The organism is Bacillus sp. FSL M7-0558 (assembly GCF_038003245.1).
In the GTDB taxonomy this organism is placed as follows: Bacteria; Bacillota; Bacilli; order Bacillales; family Bacillaceae; genus Bacillus; species Bacillus pumilus.
Genome location: NZ_JBBOOU010000001.1, coordinates 1,132,297 through 1,155,266, shown reverse-complemented (window position 1 = coordinate 1,155,266; position 22,970 = coordinate 1,132,297). Strand labels below are relative to the sequence as shown.

Annotated in this window: 23 protein-coding genes and 1 riboswitch; of the genes, 5 read left to right on the top strand and 18 right to left on the bottom strand. The window is 41.9% G+C overall.

Going from position 1 to position 22,970, the window contains the following annotated elements; translation table 11 throughout:
* Positions 1-16: 16 nt before the first annotated feature.
* The 13 genes from MHB79_RS05585 to MHB79_RS05525 all read right to left on the bottom strand — a co-directional run bounded on the left by MHB79_RS05585 (position 17) and on the right by MHB79_RS05525 (position 14,492).
* Entirely contained in the window at positions 17-1,282 is a 1,266-nt protein-coding gene (locus MHB79_RS05585) for an MFS transporter (RefSeq protein ID WP_340989259.1), read from the bottom strand.
* Positions 1,283-1,452: 170 nt separating this feature from the next.
* The gene (locus tag MHB79_RS05580) at positions 1,453-1,632 is read right to left on the bottom strand and encodes a YjzC family protein (RefSeq protein WP_003211282.1); all 180 of its coding nucleotides are present in this window, start codon (positions 1,630-1,632) and stop codon (positions 1,453-1,455) included.
* Positions 1,633-1,734: 102 nt separating this feature from the next.
* The gene (gene argF / locus MHB79_RS05575) at positions 1,735-2,685 is read right to left on the bottom strand and encodes an ornithine carbamoyltransferase (RefSeq protein WP_340989257.1); all 951 of its coding nucleotides are present in this window, start codon (positions 2,683-2,685) and stop codon (positions 1,735-1,737) included.
* On the bottom strand, positions 2,682-5,762 hold the full coding sequence (locus tag MHB79_RS05570; RefSeq protein WP_050945310.1) for a carbamoyl phosphate synthase large subunit: 3,081 nt from the start codon (positions 5,760-5,762) through the stop codon (positions 2,682-2,684). The genes argF and MHB79_RS05570 overlap by 4 nt, the downstream gene beginning before the upstream one ends.
* Positions 5,755-6,816, bottom strand: a complete 1,062-nt coding sequence (locus MHB79_RS05565) for a carbamoyl phosphate synthase small subunit (RefSeq protein WP_310427111.1) — start codon at positions 6,814-6,816, stop codon at positions 5,755-5,757. Before MHB79_RS05565 ends, MHB79_RS05570 begins: the two co-directional genes overlap by 8 nt.
* Positions 6,817-6,885: 69 nt before the next feature.
* Positions 6,886-8,037, bottom strand: coding sequence for an acetylornithine transaminase (locus MHB79_RS05560; RefSeq protein WP_310427113.1), 1,152 nt, complete (start codon positions 8,035-8,037; stop codon positions 6,886-6,888).
* Positions 8,034-8,810 (bottom strand): acetylglutamate kinase, encoded by a 777-nt coding sequence (argB, locus tag MHB79_RS05555; RefSeq protein WP_050945314.1) that lies wholly within the window; start codon positions 8,808-8,810, stop codon positions 8,034-8,036. The genes MHB79_RS05560 and argB overlap by 4 nt, the downstream gene beginning before the upstream one ends.
* A gap of 14 nt (positions 8,811-8,824) precedes the next feature.
* A complete protein-coding gene (argJ, locus tag MHB79_RS05550) occupies positions 8,825-10,045 on the bottom strand; it encodes a bifunctional ornithine acetyltransferase/N-acetylglutamate synthase (RefSeq protein ID WP_113386935.1) in 1,221 nt (406 codons plus the stop codon).
* Between the two features lie 20 nt (positions 10,046-10,065).
* Positions 10,066-11,103 (bottom strand): N-acetyl-gamma-glutamyl-phosphate reductase, encoded by a 1,038-nt coding sequence (argC, locus tag MHB79_RS05545; protein ID WP_034620058.1) that lies wholly within the window; start codon positions 11,101-11,103, stop codon positions 10,066-10,068.
* Positions 11,104-11,240: 137 nt separating this feature from the next.
* Positions 11,241-11,789 (bottom strand): MFS transporter, encoded by a 549-nt coding sequence (locus tag MHB79_RS05540; protein WP_212046083.1) that lies wholly within the window; start codon positions 11,787-11,789, stop codon positions 11,241-11,243.
* Positions 11,786-13,231 carry an FAD-binding oxidoreductase gene (locus tag MHB79_RS05535; RefSeq protein WP_310427117.1) on the bottom strand — a complete coding sequence of 482 codons (1,446 nt, stop codon included), beginning with the start codon at positions 13,229-13,231 and terminating at the stop codon, positions 11,786-11,788. The genes MHB79_RS05540 and MHB79_RS05535 overlap by 4 nt, the downstream gene beginning before the upstream one ends.
* Positions 13,232-13,352: 121 nt before the next feature.
* Positions 13,353-13,661, bottom strand: a complete 309-nt coding sequence (locus MHB79_RS05530; protein WP_003211530.1) for a metal-sulfur cluster assembly factor — start codon at positions 13,659-13,661, stop codon at positions 13,353-13,355.
* A gap of 45 nt (positions 13,662-13,706) precedes the next feature.
* Positions 13,707-14,492 carry an alpha/beta fold hydrolase gene (locus tag MHB79_RS05525; RefSeq protein WP_284906220.1) on the bottom strand — a complete coding sequence of 262 codons (786 nt, stop codon included), beginning with the start codon at positions 14,490-14,492 and terminating at the stop codon, positions 13,707-13,709.
* Positions 14,493-14,628: 136 nt separating this feature from the next.
* Here MHB79_RS05525 and MHB79_RS05520 point away from each other — a divergent pair, with 136 nt between their 5' ends.
* The 3 genes from MHB79_RS05520 to MHB79_RS05510 all read left to right on the top strand — a co-directional run bounded on the left by MHB79_RS05520 (position 14,629) and on the right by MHB79_RS05510 (position 15,870).
* On the top strand, positions 14,629-15,441 hold the full coding sequence (locus MHB79_RS05520) for a Cof-type HAD-IIB family hydrolase (protein ID WP_050945320.1): 813 nt from the start codon (positions 14,629-14,631) through the stop codon (positions 15,439-15,441).
* An 88-nt stretch (positions 15,442-15,529) separates the two neighbouring features.
* A complete protein-coding gene (locus tag MHB79_RS05515) occupies positions 15,530-15,682 on the top strand; it encodes a hypothetical protein (RefSeq protein WP_008348539.1) in 153 nt (50 codons plus the stop codon).
* Positions 15,679-15,870, top strand: coding sequence for a DUF3813 domain-containing protein (locus tag MHB79_RS05510; RefSeq protein WP_003211719.1), 192 nt, complete (start codon positions 15,679-15,681; stop codon positions 15,868-15,870). The genes MHB79_RS05515 and MHB79_RS05510 overlap by 4 nt, the downstream gene beginning before the upstream one ends.
* A gap of 61 nt (positions 15,871-15,931) precedes the next feature.
* Here the strand turns inward: MHB79_RS05510 and MHB79_RS05505 are convergent, their stop codons facing one another.
* Together MHB79_RS05505 and MHB79_RS05500 are read right to left on the bottom strand one after the other, a co-directional pair.
* Positions 15,932-16,387 (bottom strand): BsuPI-related putative proteinase inhibitor, encoded by a 456-nt coding sequence (locus tag MHB79_RS05505; RefSeq protein WP_044139906.1) that lies wholly within the window; start codon positions 16,385-16,387, stop codon positions 15,932-15,934.
* 14 nt (positions 16,388-16,401) lie between these two features.
* Positions 16,402-17,244, bottom strand: a complete 843-nt coding sequence (locus tag MHB79_RS05500; protein ID WP_003211320.1) for a YitT family protein — start codon at positions 17,242-17,244, stop codon at positions 16,402-16,404.
* 140 nt (positions 17,245-17,384) lie between these two features.
* Here MHB79_RS05500 and MHB79_RS05495 point away from each other — a divergent pair, with 140 nt between their 5' ends.
* Entirely contained in the window at positions 17,385-18,242 is an 858-nt protein-coding gene (locus MHB79_RS05495; RefSeq protein ID WP_003211090.1) for a DegV family protein, read from the top strand.
* A 48-nt stretch (positions 18,243-18,290) separates the two neighbouring features.
* On the opposite strand, the gene MHB79_RS05490 is transcribed toward MHB79_RS05495, so the two are convergent.
* The 3 genes from MHB79_RS05490 to MHB79_RS05480 all read right to left on the bottom strand — a co-directional run bounded on the left by MHB79_RS05490 (position 18,291) and on the right by MHB79_RS05480 (position 21,995).
* Entirely contained in the window at positions 18,291-19,940 is a 1,650-nt protein-coding gene (locus tag MHB79_RS05490; protein WP_050945323.1) for a methyl-accepting chemotaxis protein, read from the bottom strand.
* Positions 19,937-20,914, bottom strand: a complete 978-nt coding sequence (locus tag MHB79_RS05485) for a BMP family lipoprotein (RefSeq protein WP_339161737.1) — start codon at positions 20,912-20,914, stop codon at positions 19,937-19,939. Before MHB79_RS05485 ends, MHB79_RS05490 begins: the two co-directional genes overlap by 4 nt.
* 232 nt (positions 20,915-21,146) lie before the next feature.
* A complete protein-coding gene (locus MHB79_RS05480) occupies positions 21,147-21,995 on the bottom strand; it encodes a CvfB family protein (protein WP_003212403.1) in 849 nt (282 codons plus the stop codon).
* A gap of 237 nt (positions 21,996-22,232) precedes the next feature.
* On the opposite strand from MHB79_RS05480, the gene MHB79_RS05475 reads away from it, so the two are divergent.
* On the top strand, positions 22,233-22,724 hold the full coding sequence (locus MHB79_RS05475; protein WP_003211707.1) for a YajQ family cyclic di-GMP-binding protein: 492 nt from the start codon (positions 22,233-22,235) through the stop codon (positions 22,722-22,724).
* Positions 22,725-22,805: 81 nt separating this feature from the next.
* Positions 22,806-22,924, top strand: a riboswitch (SAM riboswitch).
* Positions 22,925-22,970: the final 46 nt, after the last annotated feature.

The following is a 22,970-nucleotide window of genomic DNA, read 5'->3' as shown; positions in this document are numbered from 1 at the left end:
GGGGGTTTTTTATTGATTACACCTCGACGGTTTCGGACTTCTGTTTGTCTTGAGTCAAATGGCTTTTCGCAAGCCCTGTAAACAGGAAGATCGCGATACCTGATAAAATTTCAAGGACCCCGCCGCCAGCAATGACAGGTCCCGCTCCAAATCTTTCTGCCAGAACGCCTGATACGACAGCTGCAAACGGGAGGAAAACATTTGATGAAGCATTGATCACCGCGTATACTTGCGGCTGATCATCTTGGTCGACAGACGTTTGAATAATGACCATTTCCGGTACATTGATCGCACTAACGGCGGCACCGAATATAAAGGAAGCTAGTAGAACGACTGGCAGCCATGTACTCATCCCTGTGATAAAGAACGCAGCTCCTTCAATCATACCAGCGACAATAAAGAACAAACCAAATCTCTTAATTTTTATCTTCGCCAGAGCAAAGCCCATCATAAACGCGCCGACTGCAGCAACACCTCTTAAAATGGAATACACCATAGAATCGCTTTGCAATGCTTCTGCTACGTATACAGCAGATAGTGCCTGCCACGGAGCTGCAGCGACATTCATTAAAATACAATACAGCGTCAGTGCAAATAAAATGTGATGATTTTTGACGACGAGAAACCCTCTTTTTAAGTTATAAAAATATGTATTCTTTGCTTGTTTTATACCTGCTGCTTTGTCTTCAGGGGTTTTCTTTAATTTAACACCGATAATAAACAGGCCGGATATGATGAATAAGGCAGTGGTGATGAGCAGGGTATCTGCAGGTCCGATTAATTTGACTAAGAGACCAGCGACCATGACTGCTGCAAGTGCGACAATTTCAAAAGAAGATTGCAGGATGGCATTTGCTTTTTGAATCAGATGCTTCGGTACAATCTGCGGTAAAATCGCCACCGAGGCTGGGTTATACGCTGCACCTGTTGCCGATTGAATAACCATTAATGAGATCAATAACCATAATGGCAATAGATGCGAAAAATGCAGTAGCGGAATAATGAGTACAATGGTTGCTCGAACGACGTCTGATGCGAACATCCATTTAGACAAATGGTGCTTTTTCATAAGAGGTCCTAGTATTGGGGCTAGCAAAGATGAAGGAAGTACGGTTACTGCTAGGAGAAGTCCTGTACCGAGCGCTCCATCCCCTCTCAAAATCAATAGCCAAAGGACGGATGTAAAAGCAAAACTTTCTCCTGTGTTTTTAATGAGTCTTGATATGAATAATGAGGTGAAGCGTTTATTCCAAACACTTTCACTGAGATTCGTCTTTTCCATCACACAAATCCTTTCAACTAGTTAATCTCACTTACATATTTTACCTTAAATTCTCTTTTATTCATACTATTTATTTGAAAATTTGAACTTAATTGTTTTTTATTATAAAGAAAAAAGAGGCATGACACATGCCTCTAAAGACTTATTCCAGCCGACTCTTAGTCAATTGCTTACGGCTTTCTCTGATAGGTCCAAACACGGTTATGGTTCGAGTTATCCGGAAAGACATCGCCTGCTTGAAGCTTAATCTTTAAAGGATCTTTCACCATACTGCCGGTTTCACCGATCTCGACATACACACCATTATTTGGTGCTTTATTCCCTGATTTAAACTGATGCTGCTGACCCATTTCCATCCTCCTTTCTCGATGATGTTATTATGTCCCGTGACTTGCCTCTCCAATCCTTTATGCAAAAAGTCCCTGCTCCTACGAGTCAGGGATGCTTTTCATTTATTTGGTTTGTTGATACATGAGCTCTTTGATTAATGCTTTTTGTACATGCAGGCGGTTTTCTGCCTGCTGAAATACTTTTGAGTGCGGTCCATCAATAATGTCTGCTGTCACTTCTTCTCCGCGGTGTGCTGGGAGACAATGAAGAAAAATATAATCTTTTGCTGCATGACGCATTAGTTCATCATTGACTTGATATTCTTTAAATTCAGCAAGGCGTTTCTCTGTTTCTGCTTCCTGCCCCATGCTTGTAAACACATCGGAATAAATGACATCTGCATTTTGGACAGCAGCGACAGGGTCTGTCGTAACGTTGACTTCTGCGCCTGATTGTTTTGCAAACTCACGTGCTGTGTCTGTTACTTCTTGAAGTGGTTCATAGCCTTTTGGTGATGCAACTGCAATATCACAGCCTAGCTGCGCACAGCCAACCATCAAGGAGTGAGCCACGTTATTTCCGTCACCGATGTAGGCGACTTTGATTCCTTTTAATGTTCCTTTTGCTTCTTTTATCGTCAATAAATCAGCAAGTGCCTGGCATGGATGGGAGTAGTCAGTCAGTCCATTGATGACAGGAATGGACGCGTATTGTGCCAGCTCCTCGACCTTCTCATGTTCAAAGGTTCGAATCATAATGCCGTCTACATAGCCAGACAGCACCTGCGCTGTATCACTGATCGTTTCTCCTCTGCCGATTTGCAAATCATTTGAGCTGAGGAAGAGCGCATGTCCCCCCAGCTGCGTCATTCCCGCTTCAAACGACACGCGGGTTCTAGTTGACGATTTTTCAAAGATCATCGCTAATGTTTTCCCTTTGAATAAATCTTGGTATGGGTTTTGTTTCATTTCTTCCGCTTTTTCAATTAAATAAGCAATGTCATTGATTGAGAAATCTTTTAATGATAAAAAGTCTTTTCCGTATAATGTCGGTTGCACGTCAACTTGACTCATGCCGTCACTTCCTTTTTGTATAATTCTTGGAGCGATACTGGTGATACATCTCCATTTTTTCCTTGCAGGAATGCTTGAACTGTTTCATATTCTGTTAGAACTTGGACGCCATGTGTGAGTGCTTTTACGCGTTGCTCTTTTGCCTCTTCATCCTCGCCTAAATGGATATGAAGGGATTTATCTTCGTTTTGCAGCCAAGTGTCGAAGCTGTCCGTCCAGACGTCAAAGCCTGCATGTTTTGCGTCATCTACCAATTGTTCACTGCCTTTTATAAAGAGGCTACCTTTCTGATGCCAGATCGATGCAAACACTTTTTTCAAGGCGCTTTCGGCGTTTTTGCCTACACACATTCCTTCTCCTGTCGCTTTCATTTCAGGTGTCAGCTTTAAGTCAATATCTTGAATGGCATGTGATGAGAAGACTGGGAATTTGACCGCTGTTCCCCCTTTGTTTTTCGTTACTGGGTTCAGTTCTTCAAGCGTTGCACCAGCTAGTAATTGAGTCGCAAGTGGAATCATGTCAATGCCCATCACCTTGCTGACAACTGGAACGGTCCGGCTCGCCCGCGGATTCACCTCTAGTACAAGCGCCTGATCCCCTTTGATCACAAATTGGATATTCATAATGCCCTTAAACGCTAATTTCTTCGCTATTTGTTCGGACGCAATATGCACCTGCTGTTTGATGTCCTCGCTGATGGAGACACTTGGTAAGATGGCAAAGCTGTCACCTGAATGGACGCCTGCTTTCTCAATATGCTCCACGATCGTTGGGATGAAGGTCGTTTTTCCGTCAGAAATCAGATCCACTTCAACTTCTTTTCCAGTGACATACTCATCAATTAAAATTGGATACGGCAAATGATCTGGCTGATCAAGTAGTGACGTCAAATGCGCTTCTGACTGGACAACAATCATTCCCATTCCGCCAATGACATACGATGGGCGAATTAACACAGGGTAACCGATGCTGTTAGCATGCGTGAGCGCTTCTTCTTTTGAATGAGCTGTATTTCCTTTTGCATGAGGTAGGTTCAGTTCATCAAGAAGCTGATAGAACAGATCACGATCTTCCAGCGCATCTAGCGTGTCAAAGGATGTACCTAACAACGTAATGCCCGCTTTTTCTAAGCCTTCTGCTACATTGATGGCAGTCTGTCCGCCAAATTGAACGATGACGAAATCAATTTGCTCTGCTTCCACAACGTTTAAGATGTGCTCTAATGTAATGGGCTCAAAATATAAACGATCTGCGATTTCATAATCCGTACTGACCGTCTCTGGATTGTTGTTCATCATGATCGTTTCAAAGCCAAGCTTTTGCAAGGTAAGAACGCCATGCACCGCACTATAGTCAAACTCGACTCCTTGCCCAATTCGAATTGGACCAGAGCCAATGATGAGTGCACGCTGTTTTGTTTTCTCTTGATGCTCTCCATCACTTTTTCCAAAGTATGTGGAATAGAAGTAGTTCGTTTTTGCATCAAATTCCGCGGCACATGTGTCGACAATTTTAAATGAAGCCGTAATGCCATATTCTTGACGAAGCTGTCTAATCGCCTCTTCACTATTGCCCGTTAGAAGAGCAATCGTTTCATCAAGGAAGCCCTTTTCCTTTACCTTTTTCAAGGTGTCTTTGGAGAGCGTTCCTTCATGGTTCTTCAATTCCTGTTCGAGCGTGATCATATTGCTGAACACATGTAAGAAGAATAGATCGATTTTCGTCGCTTGATGGATCGCTTCAACCGTTTCCTGTCTTGAAAGAAGCTCCATGACAGCGAAGAAACGTCGATCGTCTGGTGTTTTGACAAGCTCAAATAGTTGTTCAGTCGATTGGTCTTTCAATTCTGGCAGGTGGAAACCCTTTGTTTTGATTTCAAGAGAGGCGACCGCTTTTTGGATGGCTGACTCTAAATTACGGTCAATCGCCATGACTTCGCCAGTCGCCTTCATTTTTGTACCTAATTGACGATCTGCCTGTTTAAATTTATCAAACGGCCAGCGCGGAAATTTCACGACGACATAATCGAGTGCCGGCTCAAAACTAGCATAAGTTGTGCCTGTGAGCGGGTTTTTCAGTTCGTCTAGTGTATAGCCTACCGCAAGCTTTGCTGCCATTTTAGCAATCGGATAGCCCGTCGCTTTTGAGGCAAGAGCAGATGAACGACTAACCCGCGGATTCACCTCAATGACAAAGTATTCTTTACTGAGTGGATCAAGGGCGAATTGGATGTTGCATCCCCCGACTACATCGAGTGCTGAAATGATTTTCAGGCTCGCTGAACGAAGCATTTGATAATCCTGGTCTGTTAATGTTTGCGAAGGTGCAACGACAATTGAGTCTCCTGTATGCACACCAACTGGATCGATATTTTCCATATTACAAACCGTAATACACGTATTTTGACGGTCTCTCATGACTTCATATTCGACTTCTTTAAAGCCCGCAATGCTTTTTTCAACTAAACACTGATGAATCGGGCTCGCTAAAAGGGCTCCTTCAATAAGCGGTTTAAACGCTTCTTCTGTTAAAGCAATTCCGCCGCCCTTTCCGCCAAGTGTGTATGCTGGTCTTAGGATGACTGGGAAACCTACTTCTTTTGCAAATTGAAGGGCATCCTTTGCATTATCCACAATTTCACTATCTGGCACAGGTTCGTTCAACTGCTTCATGAGAGCACGGAATTTCTCTCGATCTTCACCGTTTTCAATTGTTTCAACTGACGTTCCGAGCAGGGTTACCCCGTGCTTTTTCAGCACACCGGCTTTTTCGAGCTCGACAGCAAGGTTTAAAGCGGTCTGTCCGCCAAGGTTGGCTAAAAGACCATCTGGTTTTTCCTTTTCGATGATTCTTTTCACTGAATCAACTGAAAGCGGTTCAAAATAGATTTCATCAGCAAATGATTCGTCTGTCATAATGGTTGCTGGGTTGTTATTCACTAAAATGACTTTGTAGCCCTCTTCTTTTAGGGCCATACATCCTTGTGTTCCTGAGTAATCAAATTCAGCTGCCTGACCAATGATGATTGGACCAGACCCGATGACTAGAATGGTTTGTATGCTTTGATCTTTAGGCATGTGCAACTTCTCTCCTTGCTTGTTTCACTTTCTCAATAAAATCATCGAATACCCATTCACTTTCAGCAGGACCTGGGTGTGCTTCTGGATGAAATTGAACTGACATAATGAGCTTCTCTTTATGAATGAATCCTTCGACAGATCCATCATTAACATGAAGGAATTTCACTTCCACTTCTTTGTCATTCATGCTTTTTTCATTCACCACATAGCTGTGATTCTGACTTGTCATGAAAACACGTTTGGATTCTGTATCTTGTACAGGGTGATTCGCCCCGCGGTGGCCAAATGGAAGCTTATACGTATCCCCGCCAAGTGCAAGAGCGATTAATTGATGACCTAAGCAGATTCCAAGTGTCGGGAAGGTCATCATGATGTCATGAATGGTTTTTAAATATGGCTTCATTGTTTTGGGATCTCCAGGTCCATTCGATAGCAGGACCGCATCTGGCTTAATCTCAAACACCTTTTCCAGCTGTTTGTACGGAATGACGGTTACTTTACAGCCGCGCGCTTCAAGCGAATCTGCTATTGATTTTTTAAAGCCAAAATCAATAAGCGCTACATGTTCCTCGCCGCTGCCTTGAGTGTAGATTTCATCCTCTGTCACCTGTGCGATCACATTGTCTTGTTTCATGGCCGGCGGTGTTTCGTTTTCGTCTACACTGATCACAGCGTTCATCGTCCCATTTGCCCGGATGTTTTGCACGACTGCACGTGTATCGGTATGAGTCAGAAGCGGAATGTTCCACTTCTGTAAATAATCTTTTAAGCTAACCGCTGCAAGATGGTGAGAGAAATGATCCGCTGCTTCATACACAACGACAGCTTTCACTTGTGGTTTTTTGCTCTCAAAGTCTTCATGATTAATGCCATAATTTCCGATGAGTGGATATGTGAAAACAATGATTTGTCCCTTATAGGAAGGGTCTGTGAGCACCTCTTGGTAACCTGTCATCCCTGTAAAGAAAACCACTTCACCTGTCATGCCAGCTTCTCCTGTCAGATCTCCTTCAAAAGAGGCTCCATCTTCTAAATTTAAATAACCTTTCATGCTTTTGTCACCCCAAATTGAATAATTAGTAATATAAATGCATTTTTATGCGTTTTGGTGTAAAAAAATTTATACCGTCACTGTTTCATTTGCTAAAACATGAGTCATCGCTTCTATTGCTTGATCTATTTCTGCTTTTTCTACATTCAGCGGAGGCAATAACCGAATCACATTCGGACCAGCTGGAAGTACTAGCAACCCCTGTTCTCTCAGAGCTGTGATATAATCTCCGACTGGCTGATGACATTCAACCCCTGCCATCAATCCTTTTCCGCGTACTTCTTTTACGATATTCAGTTGTTTCAGATCTTGCAGTTTTTCTAGCAGATAAGCGCCTTTTTCTTTGACTTCTGTCAGAAACTCATCTTTGAAAATGACATCGAGTGTTGCATTCACAGCAGCCATGGCAAGCATGTTGCCACCAAAAGTTGTTCCATGTGAACCTGGTGAGAATGCGTCTCCTAAAGCCTTTTTCCCGATGACTGCACCGACTGGGAAGCCATTTCCTAATCCTTTAGCAGAAGAGATAATATCAGGATCAAGTCCCGTCTGTTCGTATGCAAATGCTGTTCCTGTACGTCCAATACCCGTTTGAATCTCATCTACGATCAGAAGTGCTTCATGCTTTTGGCAAAACGCTTGAACAGCTTCTAGAAATTCTGTTGTCGCTGGATTTACGCCACCTTCTCCTTGCACAACCTCAAGCATCACCGCTGCCACATCATCGACTTCACATGCAGCAATAGCGTCTGGGTCATTGAACGGGACATAATGAAAGCCTTCCAGCATGGGACCAAAACCCGTTTTGATTTTATCTTGACCTGTAGCAGCCATACCAGCATACGTGCGCCCATGAAAAGAGTGCAAAAATGTCACGATGTTTGTTTTCCCTGTTGCTTTACGCGCTAATTTGATTGCACCTTCATTTGCCTCAGCTCCGCTATTACAGAAAAACACGAGATCCCCTGAACTGTTTGCAGCCAGTTTTTCTGCTGCTTTTTCTTGCAGTACATTTTCAAATAGATTCGATACATGCCAGACGTGATCAAGCTGTTTCTTGATGGCTTGATTGACCTTTGGGTGATTGTGACCGAGATTTGTGACCGCAATGCCTTGTATAAAGTCTAAATATTTTTTCCCTTTTGTATCGACTGCCCAAGAACCTGCTGCCTCTTGAATTTCAACATTCCACCGTCCATAAGTTTGAAAGAGATGACTCACAGGACCGCCTCCTTTTCCTTCACAATTCTTGTTCCTTTAAAGGTTTCCCCTGTAAAGATACTGCCTTTGCCATTGACGATCATGACTTCATCCACATCTCCTGATAAAGCACTCAAAGCGGATTGCACCTTTGGAATCATTCCCCCGGAAATAATGCCTTCATCAATGAGCGTGAGAGCTTCTTGTTCGGTGACGACATCTAATAGCTCGCCATTTTTTAAAATGCCTTCCACATCTGTAACAAACATGAGCTTATCAGCTTTCATCGCTCCTGCGACAGCTGATGCTGCTAAATCAGCGTTTACGTTTAACGTTTGGCATTCCTCTGTCATAGACAGTGGTGCAATCACAGGAATAAATTGTTTTTCCATTAATGCTTCTGCCATCTCTGGATGCACTTCTTTGATTTCACCAACGTACCCGTACACGTCTTGATTAAGAAAATCAGCGACAAGCATCTGACCATCTTTCCCAGACACGCCGACAGATGAGATATCATGCTTTGCGAGCTCTGACACAAAGTATTTATTGACCGTTCCCGAGAGGACCATTTCGGCTACCTCTAATACCGGCTTCGTTGTTTTGCGCTGCCCGTCAACAAATTCTGTTTTCACTTCTAGTTTTTGCAGCATGCTGGTGATTTCAGGGCCTCCGCCATGGACGATAGCCAGCTTAAATCCAGCAGCTTGAAGTGAGCGGACATTTTCATAAAAGGTATCTGAAAGTTCTCGAATGACACTGCCTCCACACTTGAATACGATCGTTTTATCCATGTCTATCTCCTTCATTATGTGCGATAGCTCGCGTTAATTTTCACATAATCATAGGTAAGGTCACAGCCCCATGCCGCTGCCTGACCATTCCCCTCATTCATTTGAATCAAAATCGTGATCTCATCCTGCTCTAAATACGCTTTTGCTTCCTCTTCTGAGAATGGCTGCGGTTCATTATGTTTAAACAGACATTGTCCACCTAAATACACTTCTACCTCTTGTGGTGTGACGGACGCTGCGCTATGGCCAATCGCTCCAATGATACGCCCCCAGTTGGCGTCGGTGCCGTATACGGCTGTTTTCACTAGACTTGAACCGACGATTTTCTTCGCTATGATGCCGGCTTCTAAATGATTTTTAGCGCCAGCGACTTGCGCTTCAATTAATTTCGTTGCACCTTCTCCGTCTCTTGCAATCTCTTTGGCAAGATCCTCACAAGCTAGCTTTAATCCTTCTTTGAACAATGGCCATTCTGGATGCTCTTCATTTAGCACATCATTTTCTGCCATGCCATTTGCCATCACGAGTACCATATCGTTTGTCGATGTTTCTCCGTCAACAGTAATTTGATTAAAGGTCACATCGGTAATATCACGCAGTGCATTTTGCAGAGCGTCTTGTTCGACATTTGCATCCGTTGTCACGAAGCCAAGCATTGTTGCCATGTTTGGATGAATCATACCTGAGCCCTTCGCTGCACCTGAAATGAGAATCTCTTTGCCGTTTATCGTCAGGGTGTATGTTGTGTTTTTAATGACTGTATCTGTCGTTAAGATTGCCTCTTCAAAATGACCATTTCCTGCTTTTGCTTCTTTCAGCTGAGTGATGCCTTTTTTGATTTTATCCATATCCAGACACTCTCCAATGACACCAGTAGAAGAAACAGCAATGTAATCAGGTTCTACCCCTAACATATTTGCGCAAGCTGCCTGCATTTCGTATGCGTCCTTTAAACCTTGCTCACCGGTACATGCATTGGCGATGGCACTATTGACAATGACCCCTTTTAATTGCCCTGTCTTTTTTAAGCTTTTCTGAGTGACTTGTAGAGGCGCAGCTTGAAAGTGACTTTGTGTGTATACCGCTGCACTCGCTGCCGGCACTTCACTGACGATCAGTCCGAGGTCTTTTTTTGAATAACGTAATCCAATATGAATCCCCTTTGCTTCAAAGCCTTTTGGTGATGATACGTCACCGTCTATTTTAACAATGCTTTTTTCATTCAATTCGATCATGTTTGTTGTCTCCCCTGTTCTTATGGATAGAGAGGTGTCATTGTGAGGCCCGCCTCTTCATCTAAGCCTTTGATGATGTTGAAGTTTTGAACCGCTTGGCCGGCTGCACCCTTCATGAGATTGTCGATCACAGACACAATCGTGAGTCTGCCTGTACGTTCATCTAAATGAAAGCCAATGTCACAGAAATTACTGCCGTATACTTCCCTTGTTTGCGGATACACCCCGTGATCTCTCACTCTGACAAAATAGGAATCTTCATAAAAGCCTTTCATATGCTTCATCAATTCCTCTTTTGTGATATCTGATTTCAGCTGGGTATACATCGTCGCCATAATCCCCCTTGTCATCGGGACAAGGTGCGTTGAAAATGTGATATTCGCCGTGTGCGGATTCCATTCTCTTAATATTTGCTCTATTTCAGGTGTATGTTGATGTTCATTTACCTTATAAATTTTGAAGTTGTCGTTTAGCTCTGAAAAATGCGTTCCAAGTGAGGCAGATCGTCCTGCACCGGACACTCCTGTTTTTGCATCTATTATGATCATAGATTCATCGATTAGATTCTGTTTCATCAGCGGTGCTAAACCGAGAAGAACTGCGGTAGGGAAGCACCCTGGATTTGCAATAACTTCAGCCTGCTCAATCGTTTCACGATTCAATTCAGATAACCCGTACACAGCTTGTTGAACAGATGCTTGATCAGCTGCCCTTCGTTTATACCAAGCTTCATAGGTTGCACCGTCTTGAATGCGCAAATCACCTGATAAATCAATGATAGGCACTCCTTGGTTCATGAGCTTCGGTGTGAGTTCACTTGATACGCCTGCTGGTGTCGCTAAAAACACAGCATCTGTTTCTCGCACAATGGCAGCAGGATCAATGGCTTTTAATGTTTGATCAGTAATCGTTGTTAGATGCGGATAAGATTGGCTGTATAATTGCCCATCACCACTCGATGAATACAATATACATTCATCCACGTGTGGATGTTGCTTGAAGATACGAACTAATTCCGCACCACCGTATCCCGTAGCACCTATAATACCTATTTTCAACGTCAATACACCCTCTTGATCTTTGTGAAATTATTTAACATTATAACATGTATAAAAATTAATTCAATTGTATATTTAATATTTCTTTTCATTTTTTTTCATAAAAAAATCCACATATCTACGTGAGATATGCGGATTTATCTTTCATATTTCATCAAGATGATCATGAGAGCACTGCATAAATATATGATAGAGCTTGCATAAAAAATGAAGTAAACGGTGAAGAAATCTGCAAACAGGCCGCCAAGCATAATTGCTATCGATGAAAAAAGAGCTGTCCAAAAATGATAGCGGCCGACCTCCTTCATTCTTTTATTCTCTGTTGTCAGTTCCGTAACGATGAGTTTTTCCCCGTGCTTTTGAAAGCCGCCTAGTGCACCAAGTGCCAGCTGAATCATATACACTTGCGCGACTTCTGTTATATGCGGAAATAGCAGCAAAAGAAATGCCATACCGAACGAATGAATAATCAAAAAGAGCCGCCTATCGGTGGTTTCGGGCATTTTCCCTAAAAGTAAATGAATAAACGCTCCGCTTAAACCAAAAAGGCCATAGGCAAGACCAAACTGAGAGTAGCTTGATCCAACATTTTTAATAAAAAGAATGTAAAAAGGGAAAATCAAACTGCTGGCGAAAAACAGCAGACTTTGAGAGTAGACGAACCATTTCATTGCTTTTGCATTCATTGTGTATTGTACCTTTCATAAAAGTAATTGATAAACCTGCCGTCCGGATCTGCTTGCTTTTTCTTTTGGAAGAACACATCCGTTTTAGGATACGCCTGTTTCATTTGTACCTTCGTTTGATAAGGCATGTACGGTAAGTAATAGCTTCCATGGTGCCGTAGCGTGATATCTGTCATTTGCCGGATGATCCGCTCTGCTTCTGCCTTCTCTTCTTTCTTAAAACCATAATTCACTAAAAGAACAAGGGCAAACATATCTTCTTTCGCATATGAGAGATCCGCTTTTTCATTTTTTTGTACGTAGCGGATCGTGATGTTCATTAAATTCAAATCTTCCTGTTGTAAAAAGTGTCTCATTTCATCGATATACGCACGAAAGCGATCCACTGGGACGAAATATTCCTGCAGTACATCTGTGTCTGACTCATTCTCATAGTCTAAAAAAGCAGAATCTGAGCGCATCACATTATTTCTTGTGATCAGCTGATCATTTTGACTTTGGAAATACTTCTTTTGCAAATTCCATAGCAGATCTTTCCCCATATCAAACCTTCTTGAAAGACCGAGCATAAATTTGAGTGGCATAACGAGTTGATCCTCTTTCAGCTCTTGATATGATTCGATCTCTTGTTGTGAAGTGAGGGAATAATTCGTTACATACATCTCTTTCAAAAAGTTGGTTTTCGATGTTGAGATTCTGGCAAGATGCATGCGTACTTGTTTATTTTGTTTGACATGTTTTTGAAAATAATCAGTGTATTCATCGTAATTTAGAGAGGTTGTCTCCATTTTATATAATTCATCCTTTGTTAAGGAAAGTTCAACATCTAAAATGACACCGAACAAGCCGTACCCTCCAATAACGGCAGTAAATAAATCATCGCCTGGCTTCACTGTGATAATCTCACCATCTGCTTTTAACAGTCTGAAAGAACGAACGGTGTCAATGAGTGATCCGTAGCGAATGTCACGTCCATGTGCGTTTGCACTGAGGGAACCGCCTATCGTAAAGATGTTCTGTGATTGCATGACCTTCACGGCAAGACCATATGGGTTGACATATCTTTGTATATCATCCCATGTAGCGCCGCTTTGGACACGGATGGTTTTCTTTTTTTTATCAAATGCTAAAATTTGGCGGAATTCTGTCATATCGAGCACGATGCCATTTTCATAATACGTGTGGCCGCCCATGCTATGCTGTTTGCCGGCAATGGATATCAGCAGGTTTTTTGCTTTCGCTTCTTCTACTACTTCTTTTAAAGTATCTATTTCTTTACCTTGAACGACTTTTTTTATTTTAACAGGCATGAGATGACTGACATCTGTAAACGCCTCAAGATCTTGTTTTTTGTGTGCTTGCTCCTCACGAATGGTGATTGATGTAAAAAATGCAGCAGCATATCCCATCAAAAGAACAATCCATAACCATTTTCGTTTCATTATAGGTACTCCGTTCTATGAAATTACACCCATTATATCGTACTATTCTCTTCCTCCACCTTATTTTTTCATAAAAAAACCCGGCATGAGTTCAACTCATACCAGGCATTTTCATTTGTGCTTATTGAATACCGAGCGCGATTTTTGCGTATCTTGACATTTTGTCTCGTGTCCAAGGCGGATTCCATACGATGTGAACTTCTGTTTCTTTCACTTCTGGAAGATCACTTAATGCTTTTTTCACTTCATCCACGATAACTGGTGCAAGGGGACACCCCATTGATGTTAAGGTCATCGTGATATCCGCTTTTCCATTCTCATCAAGATCGACATCATAGACAAGTCCAAGGTTGACGATGTCGACATTCAGCTCAGGGTCAATCACCTGTTCTAGGGCGCCTAAAATATTTTCTTTCAATGCTTCATCCATGATATCCACTCCTTTTCCATTAGTATAACGTACTTTTTCTTTTGACTAAACGTTTGTGCTTTTCAGATGTGTCACAAACCAGTCAATCGTTTCAAACATTGCCTGTCTTGAGACCTTATGGCCAGCTTGTCCATCTGTAATAAAACGAATCAGGTGCGGATCTTCTTTATATTGGGTTGCTGCCAACTCGTCATAAAGAGCTTTTGCATGTCTGTAAGGGACAACTGGATCGTTTTCTGCATGCCAGAATAACAGCGGTCTTTTGTTTAATCGATCTGTTTGCAGCGTTAAATCATAAGGACGCAGCGCGTCTAATTGCTGATGAACCTCTTCGTCTGTAATTTCTTTCATCAACCCTTTGTTCCGCATGTTCATGATTTGTGCTTGTAGGAATGTCGTATATTTCGGACTGCCCATCAAGCTAACTGCCGCTTTAATCCAATCATGCTTGGCGAGTGCACCAAAGGTCGTGATGCCGCCCATGGAAGTACCTGCAACACCGATCAGATCGGCTTCAATCAATTGTTTTTCTTGAAAATATGTTTTGAGTATATCGATTTCATGTATTTCGTTCAGGACAATTTCCCAGAACCTTGACGCCAGTTCCTCTAAGCTGAGGTTTTCTGATCTTACACCATGATAAGCACAGTCAGGCAAAATCACTCTCATGCCTTTTTCCGCCAAATGAAAGGCGAAGTGTAAGTTGTGCTCGCGTGCACTTGTAAATCCGTGTATAAAAAATACAAGCGGCAGCGGTTTGTTTTTATTTTCAGCTTTTACGATATGTAAAAATGGAATATCGCGCGCAATTTGCTCATCAATGGTGATCACAGCCTATGAATCCTCCTTTATCATTCCCGTCTTTGTTTATTTTAACATGTAGACAACAAAGATGTGATAAAGATACACTATAGGTAGAGGCGCCGCAAGAACTGCCTCCTATCACTTACAGATCAAAGGAGATTTTATGGAGACTAAACCTTATCTAATCGCACTTGACCTGGATGGCACGTTATTAAAAGATGATAAAACCATCTCTACACACACACTTGACGTCATTCAAAAAGTGAAAGACAGCGGGCATCATGTCTGTATTTCAACCGGACGGCCATTTCGTTCCAGCTCTCCTTATTATCAGCAATTACAGCTTGATTCACCCATTGTGAATTTTAATGGAGCGTTTGTCCATCATCCTCTTGATGAAAAATGGGGAAGATTTCATACGTCACTTGATCTTCAAGTCGTTAAACAGCTTGTAGACATTAGTGAGGAGTATAAAGTACACAATGTGCTAGCTGAAGTGTTAGACGATTTGTATTTCCATTATCATGATGAGAAGCTCATTGATATATTTAATATGAATGCAAATAAAGTTACTGTTGGAGACCTTCGGGACAACCTTGGAGAGAATGTGACGAGCGTGTTAATTCACGCAAAAGAAGAGGACGTTGGAGCCATTCGAAGCTATTTATCAGATGTTCATGCAGAAGTGATTGATCATAGGCGATGGGCTGCTCCGTGGCACGTGATTGAGATCATTAAAACAGGCATGAACAAGGCCGTTGGACTGCAAAAGATCAGTGATTATTACGGCGTTCCACAGGAGCGGATTGTGGCATTCGGAGATGAAGACAATGATTTAGAAATGCTTGAATTTGCTGGATGCGGTGTGGCTATGGGCAACGGAATTGATGCTGTGAAACGTATTTCAAATGAAGTCACTGATACAAACGAACAAGATGGGATTGCAAAGTTTCTAACGAATTACTTCTCGCTTTAATTTTTCCATTCATACATAGCAGATGGAAGCGGGCATACTACCTTTAGACAGGTTGTCCTGTCAGCTTGTGTAAAGGGGCGGATTCCGAATGGGTAAAAGAAGCAAATCGAAACGCTTTATACAACAAGGTAAAGATTCAGTCAGTCTGCATGATGCACGTTTTCCTTATCGTTCTACGCTTGAAGAAGCTGCGGAGGACAGGGGAAATATGAAGACTGATGCTTCTGGAGGTTCATTGTGAGAAACGAACTTTTTGATCAAGCCAAATCATTTACTGAAGAAGCCCTTACTTCTTCATTTCCATCTGGGTTAGAGCGTCAACAGGCGGTCAAACGAGCCAAAAATGCCGTATCATCTGCATTTGCCAATTCGACAGATGCAGAAAGAAACCAGCTGCATACCTTCCAAGACTTGCTCGATGATCTCTAACATAAAAAAGCTGTCCACACCATCGGACAGCTTTTTCTGTTTCTCATGAAGCTGAAAGCACTTATTTCACTTGGAACGTTTTCTTTTCCGTGATTTGCTTCAGCCCTTCTGCTTTTCCTTTAAATGTGACGACCGCTTCATACGTTCCCGGCTTGACACCATTTGACCACGTATCTTGAAAATCATAGGCTTCGCCTTTCTTTAGTACAAATGATTGGATGGCCTGAGTGAACATACGGTCTTTTGAGTAGCGGTATTGTTCATTTCCGTTTTCATCATACACACTGAGTTCGAATTTCTGGCTTGTGTTAAAGGTAAATTCAATATCTCGATCTGATTCATTTTTCAGTGACATGTTAAATTGAACCGAAGAACCTTTCTGGACGGGGTCTACTGTGAGTACAACCGTTTTTTCTCCCATTTGACCGGATACCTCCTTGTTTGGTTCATCCTTTTTTTGTTGTCCACAAGCGGTTAAAATCAATACAACGAGAAGAAGCACCAACCCTTTTTTCATTCGCTACCCACCTTTTAATCTCGTCTGAAAAATCCAAGAATATTAGTTGTTTGCACAATATTTGTAAAGGCTTTTGGATCGACTTCTTTAATAATTTGTTCAAGTTCATACAGCTCATACCTTGTAATGACGATCACCATCATTTCTTTTGGCTCATTGGTAAAAGCTCCCTTTGCAGGTACAGTCGTAATACCTCTGACCATTTTTCCATAAATGGCTTCCTTGATTTCATCAGCCTTCTTCGTCACAATCATCGCGGTCAGCTTCTCATGTCTTGTATGGATGGCATCAATGACCCTTGTGGTCACATACAATGTGACAAGGGTATATAATGCTTTCTCCCAACCTTGTAATAATCCTGCTGTAAAAATGATGATACCATTTAAAATGAAGAAATACGTGCCAACTGGTTTATCCTTCCACTTCGCTAAGATCATGGCTATGATGTCGAGTCCGCCTGTCGATGCCCCAAATTTGAGCGTGATCCCAATCCCTACTGCTGATATCACGCCGCCAAACACAGCATTTAGTAAAATATCATGTGAAACACTCGTTTCTGGTAAGATGCCGAGGAAAATGGTCGTCAGGGCCACACTGATGATGCTGTAAAACGTAAAGGAACGGCCCACTTTCATCCACCCTAAAATGCCGACTGGAATATTTAAAATAAATAATAGAATCCCTGTGGATACATAAAATGGCGCATATTGATCCATTAAGCTAGATAACAGCTGGGCTACCCCTGTAAACCCACTCGCGTATACATCAGCTGGAATTAAGAATAAATTTAGTCCAATCGCATTGAGCAGTGCACCAATGACGACGACAATGAGTTTTTTTGCTTCTCCGATGAACATATTGTCATTCCTCCACTTACCATTCTCTCTATGGTTTTCCCTAAAATTTAGAATTTGAACACGAAAAGTTGATTTCTGTGATATAGTTAGGCTAAAAAGTTGTAAAATATGGCTGATTTTTTTAGAAAGAAGGGATTTTGATGACTGTTCATATCATAGCAGACAGTGCTGCTGATCTGCCTCTTTCTTATTATGATGAACATAACATGACGGTTATTCCGCTCCGTGTATTGCTTGGCGAGCAGGAATTTGAAGATTTGGTCACCATTGAACCAAAACAAGTATTTGATGCGATGAGACAAGGTGCTAGCCCAAAAACGTCACAAGCTTCACCAAACCGAATCAAAGAAGCCTTTGTTTCTCTCGCACAAACCCATACATCTGCAATCTATGTTGCCTTCTCATCAGAGCTTTCTGGTACATATCAAACCGCTGTGATGATGGCAAACGAAGTGAAGGAAGAATACCCTGATTTTGATTTACGAATCATTGATTCTAAATGTGCTTCACTCGGCTATGGGCTTGCTGTCAAACACGCTCAATCACTTGCCATTGACGGAAATACAATACAAGAAATTGAAACGTCTGTAAAGCATTTTTGCGAATCTTTACAACATATTTTTACTGTAGACGATTTATCGTATTTAGCAAGAGGCGGAAGAATTAGTAAAGCGTCCGCATTTGTTGGCGGTTTATTGAGTATTAAGCCCATTTTACACGTCGAGGATGGAAAGCTCATCCCCCTTGAGAAAATCCGCGGACGTAAAAAGCTGTTGAAACGCATTATTGAACTGATGAAAGAACGTGGAACGGATTGGTCAAATCAAACTGTTGGCATTAGTCATGGTGATGATCCTGCACTTGCAGAAGACATGAGACAATTGATTGAAGCCGAATTTCATCCAAAAGAAATTGATATTCAGATTGTCGGCGCAGCTGTTGGGTCCCATTCAGGCCCAGGTACGCTTGCCATCTTCTTTACAGGCAAACCATCATAAAAAGCACCCTTCCCTGACACATCACGGGAAGGGTGCTTTTCTTATGACTTATGAAAGTTTAAAACGGTGGACGGTTTCATTTAACCTTGCCGTCATACTCATCAGTTCTTCTACCTGTTTGTTCATTTGATGGAAAGATTGCAGCTGTTCATTGGCCGAGGCAGAAATTTCTTCACTGCCAGCTGCTGTTTCTTCTACAACCGCACTAATATTTTCAATCGAGTTGAGTACTTGTCCGCCAAGCTCTGTTGATTGAACAATTTGGTCATTTAAGACCGCCATTTCTCGTTTAATGTGCTGCGCTTTTGTTTCTATATCTTCAAAGGAGTGCGAGGTTTTGTCCATCGCATCCTGCTGTTGAAGTGAAAGCTTGACTCCTTCTTTGACAGTTTGACTAATGGATTGAATGCCTCTTTCAATATGACTGACCATATCAAAGATTTGTCTTGTAGCGTTAGATGATTCGTCGGCTAGCTTACGAATTTCATCTGCTACAACGGCAAAGCCTTTTCCAGCCTCACCTGCTCTTGCCGCTTCAATCGCTGCATTTAGCGAAAGTAAGTTTGTTTGATCCGCAATGTCAGAAACTGTTTTGGCCATAGCCGAGATCCCACTAGCATATTGCGTGAATTCTCCTGCCGACTGCTCGATTTGCCTTGTGGCATGTGTATTTTTTTCAATCGCCGTTTTGGTTTCTGTTAACGTGTGCTTTCCACTTTCCACTGCTTCTATCGCATCCCCTGTACTTTGGATGACTGTTTGTGAACGTTCGGAATTTTTACGTCCATGCTGATCCATCTTTTCAATCAAGCTAACGCCATGCTGGAGATCCTCTGAAATGGCCTGTGACCCATTTGCCATTTCGTCTGTCGAGACAGATACTTGATTTGCAGATTCCATCAGCTTTTTGTTTTCATCATCTAACTGGATCGAGAATGTCTCTACTTGACTTGAGACATTACTGATTTCTTTAATCAAACTAATCAGTTGATCTGTCATTTGATTAAAGGATTCATTCAAGCCGCCGATTTCATCCTTACGCTGAATGTCCATTCGCTCGACAGCAAGGTTGCCTTCTGCGATCTGCTTCGCTCGGTAGGAAAGTGACTTAATCGGTGTCACGATGGATCTTGTTAATCCAATATTTAAAAAGACAGCAATGACAATCAGTGTGAGGGCTGCGACGAGTGCACTTGTGATGATCCATTGCACATTATCCGCTGTATTCTCTAGATTTTGTTTATATGCTTCTTCTGCTCTTTTATTCATTGTATGGATGTCGTTTAAAACACCATCAATTCTTGCAGCGACCCGTCTTGCATCCGATGCGTTTTTTTCACCAATGGCATTATTTGCTTCCTTGGTCCACGTGTCATATTTTGCATTTAACCTTGTTAATTCATCTTTATTTATATTTCCTGCGTGTTTGTTTAACGTTTGCAGCTGTTTTTTTGCTGTAGAAATACCGGTTTGAACAACCTCTAGCTGTTCATCAGAAAGGGTCATTGAATAATTGGTCATGGTTTGTTCGACGCTTTCAAAGCTTGCCTTCGTTTTTTGAACATTTAATAAGGCTTGAACTTCTGTTTCATTCGATGATTGGATCTTTGTCATACTGACAATGATAAAGGCGATGACGCCAACTGCTAAAAGAAGTGAGACGAGTGAGTTGAGTAAAATTTTGATGCGCAAGCTCATGATGCGTCCCCCTCATCTTTTAGCAATTGCTGCTTCAGTACATTTACTTTTTTGGTCAATGTTTCAGCATCTTTGAGCACCCGAATTCTTGCCATATCGATTCCGTCATTGTTTAAGTCGTAGATAACATGCCCATTTTTGATTTGATTGCTCTTGACGAGCTGTTCGCTGAATTGATAGACCACTTCATCGACTTTTTTTACCATGGACGAAATCACCGCTTTTTCAGCGGTGTAGTACTGATCACTATCTACACCAATGGCATATTTGCCCTGCGCTTGCGCTTCTTTTAATACACCGACACCTGTATAGCCAGCTGCGGCATATAAAACGTCTGCTTTCTTTTTGATCATGCCTTTGGCTATTTTACTGCCTTTGTCCGCATCACTAAACGTATTAGCATAGGTGGATAAGATCTTGATGTTCGGATTCACTGATTTGGCGCCTTTTTGGAACCCTTTTTCAAAACGATGGATCAACTCCGCATCGACACCGCCAACAAATCCAATGACATCACTTTTCGTTGTCATTGCAGCAAGTGCGCCCGCTAAATAGCTGCCTTGCTCTTCTTTAAACGTCACGGAGGTCACATTTTTCAGCTCAGATACGGCATCGATGAGCAAAAAGTGCTTCTTCGGATATTTCTTTGCGACTTTTTCTAAGTCTTCTTGCATACTAAAGCCTACCCCGATGACGAGATCATTGCCAGCTTTTACAAGCTCGGTCAGTCCTTTTTCATATGTATCGGTTTCTGCAATTTCTCTATAATCAAATTCAATACCTAGGTCATCACGTGCTTTTTCTAATCCTTTAAACGATGAATCGTTAAATGATTGATCACCAAGACCATCATCTGTGAGCATAACGCCAATATGCTTCGCATTTGATGCTGGTGGTTCCCCTTGTTGATTGCTGCATGCGGTGAGCACCATAAGCACGGCTACCAACAGAAGCAATGAAATTTTCACTTTCATCCAAACACACACTCCTTTTGTCATCCTTACTCCTTTCTTATCGGATTTGAGAGGCGTTGTTTCAATGATTAAGTGAAGGTTTTTCAGCTTTTTTCATGACTTTTTTCACTAAAAAAACCCATTATTTATCACAAATATAAAAAAAGGGATAAAACCATGATGATTTTATCCCTTTTTCTTCATTTCAGTGTGATATGAAAACCCATGAGGTTAGGGTTCTCTTTCACGCTGCTCATTTTTTCTCGTATGTCCAGCCCTCTTTTTGGTAGACTAGGCCGTTTTTCATCAAATGACCTAATGCTCGTTTAAAGGCTGCCTTGCTCATTTGGAATCGTTCACGGATGTCTTCTGGATCACTTTTGTCTCCATAAGGCATGGCACCATTTCTCGTTCTCATATAGGTTAAAATTTCTTCTGCATCGACAGATAACGCTTCCTGTTTTCTAGGAAGCAGAGAAACGTTCACGGTCCCATCCTCTTTCACAGCAATGACGCGTCCTGTCACGGTCGATCCTAATCTTGGTTCTTCCTTTCGTTCCGTGCGGTGGATAAACCCTCGCACACCTGTATCTGTCAGCATAAACGAGCCTGTCGCAATTAAGCGATAAATCGTACCAGTGATTTCTTTGTTCATTAAGGTTTCAGGTGCCTCGGTAAACAATTCACTGATCACATCTTCAGTGGCTGGCTTTGCGAACATTCTGCCGTAGCTTGTGACTTTCAGCATACAGTAAAGTTTGTCTCCTTTTTTCGGCCATGCTTCCTCGAAAGGCGGTAGATGTTCTGTTGCAACAAGTGCATCCTTTGAAAGCCCAACATCCACAAATGCGCCCATGTCTTCTAGGACGTCTACGACTTCTACCCAGCCATATGTATGCGCATTGATTGTCGGTATTTTCATCGTCGCAGCTAGTCTTTCTTCATGATCTACGTATAAGTAGACCTCTACTTCATCTTGGTCACCAATATCTTCTGTCATTTCACTGCGGTGCAAGAGGACAGAATCTTCACCATCTGTCAAAAAGTAGCCGTATTCCATCTCGTTCTCTATTTGCAAGGTCAGTTGCTCACCTGGTCTCATGTTCTCTTCCTTCCTATCTGCTCATAAAAGAGCGTTCGTTCATCTTTTGATTCACTTTATTCTACTATACTTCTCCTCACATGAACATCTCTAGTTCTGTTAGCTAAAGTGGTCAAACCGAACGCGATTTATACCGCTGCTGGCAGAACTCTTTGACTCATCTCTTTGATAAAGTTTCTTCTTCTCCACGTTGCATGATAAAATAGACGCAATATCTATCCATGGAGGTCATGCGTTATGGCAAAAGAAAGCTCATTTGACATTGTATCAAAGGTTGAACTGCCTGAGGTGCAAAACGCCGTTCAAGCAGCGCTGAAGGAAATTAAAAACCGTTATGATTTTAAAGGAAGTAAAAGTGATATTTCTCTTGAAAAAGAAGAGCTCGTGCTCATCTCTGATGATGACTTTAAGCTGGAGCAGCTAAAAGATGTACTTGTGTCAAAGCTGATCAAACGAAATGTTCCAACTAAAAACATCGACTACGGAAAAACCGAGCATGCCCTTGGCGGAACCGTACGCCAGCGCGCGAAGCTGATCAGCGGAATTGATCAAGACAACGCCAAAAAGATCAATGCACTCATTAAGCAATCCGGCATCAAAGTGAAGTCACAGTTTCAAGATGACCAAGTGCGTGTAACAGGAAAAAATAAAGATGATTTACAAGAGGTTATTTCTCTTATGCGCAAGGCAGATTTACCGATTGACGTTCAATTTATAAATTTTCGATAAATTTCAAATTTTCCATTGATTATTTCCGATTTTTTCGATACAGTGGATGGAAGTTCAATTTATTGACATGTTCATATCGCTTTCTTATCAAGAGAGGCAGAGGGACTGGCCCTGTGAAGCCTCAGCAACCGGTGTAGTAGAAATATATTTTCTATGACCAAGGTGCTAAATCCAGCAAGCAACTGCTTGGAAGATAAGAAGAAGAATTACGATACAGCCAAAAAGTCTTCTTCTTATCAGAAGGCT

Excerpts from the sequence above, each read along its gene's own strand:
- MHB79_RS05535 (WP_310427117.1), bottom strand. The coding sequence starts at position 13,231 with ATGAAACGAAAATGGTTATGGATTGTTCTTTTGATGGGATATGCTGCT.
- MHB79_RS05515 (WP_008348539.1), top strand. The coding sequence starts at position 15,530 with ATGGGTAAAAGAAGCAAATCGAAACGCTTTATACAACAAGGTAAAGAT.
- MHB79_RS05500 (WP_003211320.1), bottom strand. The coding sequence starts at position 17,244 with ATGTTCATCGGAGAAGCAAAAAAACTCATTGTCGTCGTCATTGGTGCA.
- MHB79_RS05565 (WP_310427111.1), bottom strand. The coding sequence starts at position 6,816 with ATGAAAGGTTATTTAAATTTAGAAGATGGAGCCTCTTTTGAAGGAGAT.
- MHB79_RS05530 (WP_003211530.1), bottom strand. The coding sequence starts at position 13,661 with ATGGATGAAGCATTGAAAGAAAATATTTTAGGCGCCCTAGAACAGGTG.
- MHB79_RS05490 (WP_050945323.1), bottom strand. The coding sequence starts at position 19,940 with ATGAGCTTGCGCATCAAAATTTTACTCAACTCACTCGTCTCACTTCTT.
- argJ (WP_113386935.1), bottom strand. The coding sequence starts at position 10,045 with ATGATCGAATTGAATGAAAAAAGCATTGTTAAAATAGACGGTGACGTA.
- MHB79_RS05585 (WP_340989259.1), bottom strand. The coding sequence starts at position 1,282 with ATGGAAAAGACGAATCTCAGTGAAAGTGTTTGGAATAAACGCTTCACC.
- MHB79_RS05580 (WP_003211282.1), bottom strand. The coding sequence starts at position 1,632 with ATGGGTCAGCAGCATCAGTTTAAATCAGGGAATAAAGCACCAAATAAT.
- MHB79_RS05475 (WP_003211707.1), top strand. The coding sequence starts at position 22,233 with ATGGCAAAAGAAAGCTCATTTGACATTGTATCAAAGGTTGAACTGCCT.
- MHB79_RS05495 (WP_003211090.1), top strand. The coding sequence starts at position 17,385 with ATGACTGTTCATATCATAGCAGACAGTGCTGCTGATCTGCCTCTTTCT.
- MHB79_RS05540 (WP_212046083.1), bottom strand. The coding sequence starts at position 11,789 with ATGAATGCAAAAGCAATGAAATGGTTCGTCTACTCTCAAAGTCTGCTG.
- MHB79_RS05485 (WP_339161737.1), bottom strand. The coding sequence starts at position 20,914 with ATGAAAGTGAAAATTTCATTGCTTCTGTTGGTAGCCGTGCTTATGGTG.
- argB (WP_050945314.1), bottom strand. The coding sequence starts at position 8,810 with ATGGATAAAACGATCGTATTCAAGTGTGGAGGCAGTGTCATTCGAGAA.
- MHB79_RS05570 (WP_050945310.1), bottom strand. The coding sequence starts at position 5,762 with ATGCCTAAAGATCAAAGCATACAAACCATTCTAGTCATCGGGTCTGGT.
- argF (WP_340989257.1), bottom strand. The coding sequence starts at position 2,685 with ATGAGTCAAGTTGACGTGCAACCGACATTATACGGAAAAGACTTTTTA.
- MHB79_RS05520 (WP_050945320.1), top strand. The coding sequence starts at position 14,629 with ATGGAGACTAAACCTTATCTAATCGCACTTGACCTGGATGGCACGTTA.
- MHB79_RS05505 (WP_044139906.1), bottom strand. The coding sequence starts at position 16,387 with ATGAAAAAAGGGTTGGTGCTTCTTCTCGTTGTATTGATTTTAACCGCT.
- MHB79_RS05480 (WP_003212403.1), bottom strand. The coding sequence starts at position 21,995 with ATGAGACCAGGTGAGCAACTGACCTTGCAAATAGAGAACGAGATGGAA.